Below are 3,185 nucleotides of genomic sequence, written 5' to 3'. Positions count from 1 at the left end.
GCGTGTTTGTAACGTCTGAATTTCCTTCGGAAATTCCTCGCATACAAACCCGCAACTATTCTTATACATAAACGTTGCCAACCATTTAAAAAGCCGCACAAATAAAATTTGAGTATGAGTAAAGAAGAAAAGATAGTATGATAGATAAATTAAGAGGTTTATTTATCAAAAAAGAAACCTCACTCACACAGAAGTCAATACAATTAGATGTTAAATTAATAACACTTATTGATAGTTTATTAAAAGACTTGTTGGAAAAGGGAGACATTAATAATTATAATTCAAATACAATTCTTATTTGCGAAAACCTTCGATTAATAAAGCACACAGGAGTTGGTAAATACTTATTAGAAGACAAAGGAGTTACGGCAATAGAAGATGGTGGGCTTGAAAACTATTTAGAGAATATAAGAATAGAAAAACTTAGAGATAATGCAATAAAGCGACTGACAAGAAGAAGTTTAAAGTATGATGTTATGTGGAATATTGGTTTTATTATTTTAGGGGCATTGTTATCACTTGGTTCAGTTATGTTTTTAGGAGATAATACACAAAACAATGAATTATTGGAAATAGAAAAATTGCGTAAACAGGAAAACGCCATAATTGACAAACATGATAATTTTGAAACTTATCTTCAACAAATGCGTTCAGAAATAACTTCTTTAAAAAACGAAATAGACTCTTTAAAAAATTCAAAATAATCATTTTTAAATTAAAAATATGTTTGAAACAGTCGACACTTTAATAGTACTCGTAGCAAAATTAGCTTTGCTTATTGGGTTTATTTACTCTTTAAAATATTGGTACAACAAAAAAAAATCAATAATACCTGTTATAGTATATTGGCTGCTAGGTTTGGTTTTTGTTTTACTAATTAGTTTCACTCTTTTTGATTGGATAATAACTATTACTTTACAAGGCGATAATCTTGGCTCATTAGCTGCGATATTCGCTATTTTATTCTATGTTTTTGTTGGTATTAAAAATTTTAAAATAAACAATATTTAAAAATTGGAGAGAGTCCCATGTATATAAAGATTTCTATTTAGTGTTATGTTCAGGATTCCATTCGTAATGGATGCGATATCTGTTCGGATTTGTTGACTCGTTAGTAGCAAATCCTTTAAACATTGACTAGACTAAAATATTTACAAACCTCTCTCCTTATTTCGACTGACCTTAGCAGTGCGCAACTGTTGCGTGCGACTGACTTTAAAAACGTTAATAATTAAAAACAAACTATATGAAACTAACCGATGAAACCGCAGAAAAATTAGCAGAAGCATTAAACAATTTATCTGTAAGCTTGGATAATTTTACAAGTATTCACGCAGACGGAATAAGATTATCTGAATTAACACATAAGACACTAAACAAGTTAAACGACAGTATTAAGAACTTGAATCAGGAAAATGGGTAGTATATATGTGTTCTACTTCTTTCAAAACATCTTCAAGACTTGTTTCTTTGTCGATGTCGAAAAAATTAAAACTTAATAAACCTGAATATTTTCGGAAAGTTTGCGATGATTTCATAAGACACAATAAAAACGGTTGGCAACACCATGTATAAAAAATAAGGGCTTGGTGTCTAGTTAAAATTAATTTTTGTTTGCTCGTTTTTTTGTTAATCTGGATGGGAGTTTATACTTAGCCCTTACTTTCCATACATATTAACCGTTGTGCGTAAGCTGAACAGATCAACGAAAATTGAGTTTTAATTCAATTTTTTAGATATTTACGAACGAAAAATAATTGGAATTTGAGCGACAAATACATTTCACTAGTTTCAGAAAAATTAAGTTCTGCTAATTCAAAGAAAACAGCCGAAAAAATAGTTCAGTTTCTATCCGAACAAAAAATCATTGAAAAAAAACTAACTGATTGTGTTTTAGGTTCACCAAATGGACACGCACCAGATAAAAATTATCGAAATGCTTTAGAAAATACTGAATTGGACTTGACCAAACTGAAAACAAACGGAGTTCAGTTTATTACCGAAAAACAAGTGTTTGACAATGGCGGAAATGGATTGGAAGAAATAAAATGTCCGAATTGTGGAGAAAATAATATTGAAAATGACTGGGGAGATTCGTTAGATAATTGGCATAGCGGAACTGATTCCGACAAAATAAAATGCCAAAAATGCGGAACTGAAAATTCAGTTACGGAATTTGAATTTAAACCGACTTGGGCTTTTGGGAATTTCGGAATCACATTTTGGAATTGGACAAAACTCGACTCAAAGTTTGTGGCTGAACTGGAAAAAATAATCGGAACGGAATTGAAAAGTGTTTATGGAAGAATATAAAAGCCTACGCACAACACAGTATAAAATTAATGGCTAGTTCTCGCCTACTTACGAAAATCCTAGCGGATTTTCTATCTGGTGTATATTTGCTAAATTAGGTGCTTTAACACGCCACTAATCTTATACATAAACGTTGTAAGTAATTTGAGAAATAAACTTCAAATAATATTAATTCTAACAATTTTCACTAATTGCAATCAAAAAATGACTGAAATTGAGAAAGCATTAAATCTGTCTGATGAAACAGAAAAAATTATTGCTATTGGAGATTTAATCGGAAACAAAATTGGAGACGATGACTCATTAGAAAACTTAACTGAATCAGAAAAAACCTTTCTCTATGTGGATATTTTAGAGAGAGAAGTAAATAATGGCGGATTTGACCAGTTCTTTTACAATTCTTCTGGCGAATTTGCCCATGAAATACTTGATGCTTACCAGAAAATTGGAGCTGATAAAACTGCTGACATAATAAATCGAGCGATAAAATTATTTCCGACTTTACCTGTCCCTAAAAATTGGGAATTAAGACAAGAAATATTATTAGAAAAAGAATCTAATGCGGAATTATGGGACGAGCTTGACACCGAATTTTACAAATACGAGGATAATATTAGTGACCTGATAATTAAGTTCGTTGAAAAAAATAAAACAGAATTTGAATAAAAACTACTTACAACACAGTATAAAAATAATTGCTATTTTAGGCTTAATCAAAGGTCGTTGCGCTTTTGTTACGTCTGATTTTCCTTCGGAAAATCCTTGTATACAAACCCGCAACTATTCTTATACATAAACGTTGTGCTTCATGCTGAAAAATGAGATAAAAAGTTTATTATGGAAGTTAATATGGCATATTATCGTAAAAAAGA

5 protein-coding genes are annotated in these 3,185 nt (G+C 30.6%); all 5 read left to right on the top strand.

Annotated elements, in window-relative coordinates; translation table 11 throughout:
* Positions 1-137: 137 nt before the first annotated feature.
* The gene (locus Q5N74_RS18870; RefSeq protein WP_304390550.1) at positions 138-704 is read left to right on the top strand and encodes a hypothetical protein; all 567 of its coding nucleotides are present in this window, start codon (positions 138-140) and stop codon (positions 702-704) included.
* Positions 705-723: 19 nt separating this feature from the next.
* A complete protein-coding gene (locus Q5N74_RS18865; RefSeq protein ID WP_304390549.1) occupies positions 724-1,011 on the top strand; it encodes a hypothetical protein in 288 nt (95 codons plus the stop codon).
* A 235-nt stretch (positions 1,012-1,246) separates the two neighbouring features.
* Positions 1,247-1,423 (top strand): hypothetical protein, encoded by a 177-nt coding sequence (locus tag Q5N74_RS18860; RefSeq protein ID WP_304390548.1) that lies wholly within the window; start codon positions 1,247-1,249, stop codon positions 1,421-1,423.
* Positions 1,424-1,764: 341 nt separating this feature from the next.
* Complete coding sequence (locus Q5N74_RS18855; RefSeq protein ID WP_304390547.1) at positions 1,765-2,313, top strand: hypothetical protein; 549 nt, start codon at positions 1,765-1,767, stop codon at positions 2,311-2,313.
* A 204-nt stretch (positions 2,314-2,517) separates the two neighbouring features.
* Positions 2,518-2,979 carry a DMP19 family protein gene (locus tag Q5N74_RS18850; protein WP_304390546.1) on the top strand — a complete coding sequence of 154 codons (462 nt, stop codon included), beginning with the start codon at positions 2,518-2,520 and terminating at the stop codon, positions 2,977-2,979.
* The last annotated feature ends 206 nt before the right edge of the window (positions 2,980-3,185 follow it).

Origin of the sequence: Mariniflexile sp. AS56, from assembly GCF_030552475.1 — a bacterium.
In the GTDB taxonomy this organism is placed as follows: Bacteria; Bacteroidota; Bacteroidia; order Flavobacteriales; family Flavobacteriaceae; genus Mariniflexile.
Note: the sequence above shows the minus strand (reverse complement) of the source record. Positions and strands in the feature narration are given on the sequence as shown.

What these genes read in the sequence shown, in the direction of transcription:
- Q5N74_RS18870 (WP_304390550.1), top strand. Translation starts at nt 138, where the DNA reads ATGATAGATAAATTAAGAGGTTTATTTATCAAAAAAGAAACCTCACTC.
- Q5N74_RS18865 (WP_304390549.1), top strand. Translation starts at nt 724, where the DNA reads ATGTTTGAAACAGTCGACACTTTAATAGTACTCGTAGCAAAATTAGCT.
- Q5N74_RS18860 (WP_304390548.1), top strand. Translation starts at nt 1,247, where the DNA reads ATGAAACTAACCGATGAAACCGCAGAAAAATTAGCAGAAGCATTAAAC.
- Q5N74_RS18850 (WP_304390546.1), top strand. Translation starts at nt 2,518, where the DNA reads ATGACTGAAATTGAGAAAGCATTAAATCTGTCTGATGAAACAGAAAAA.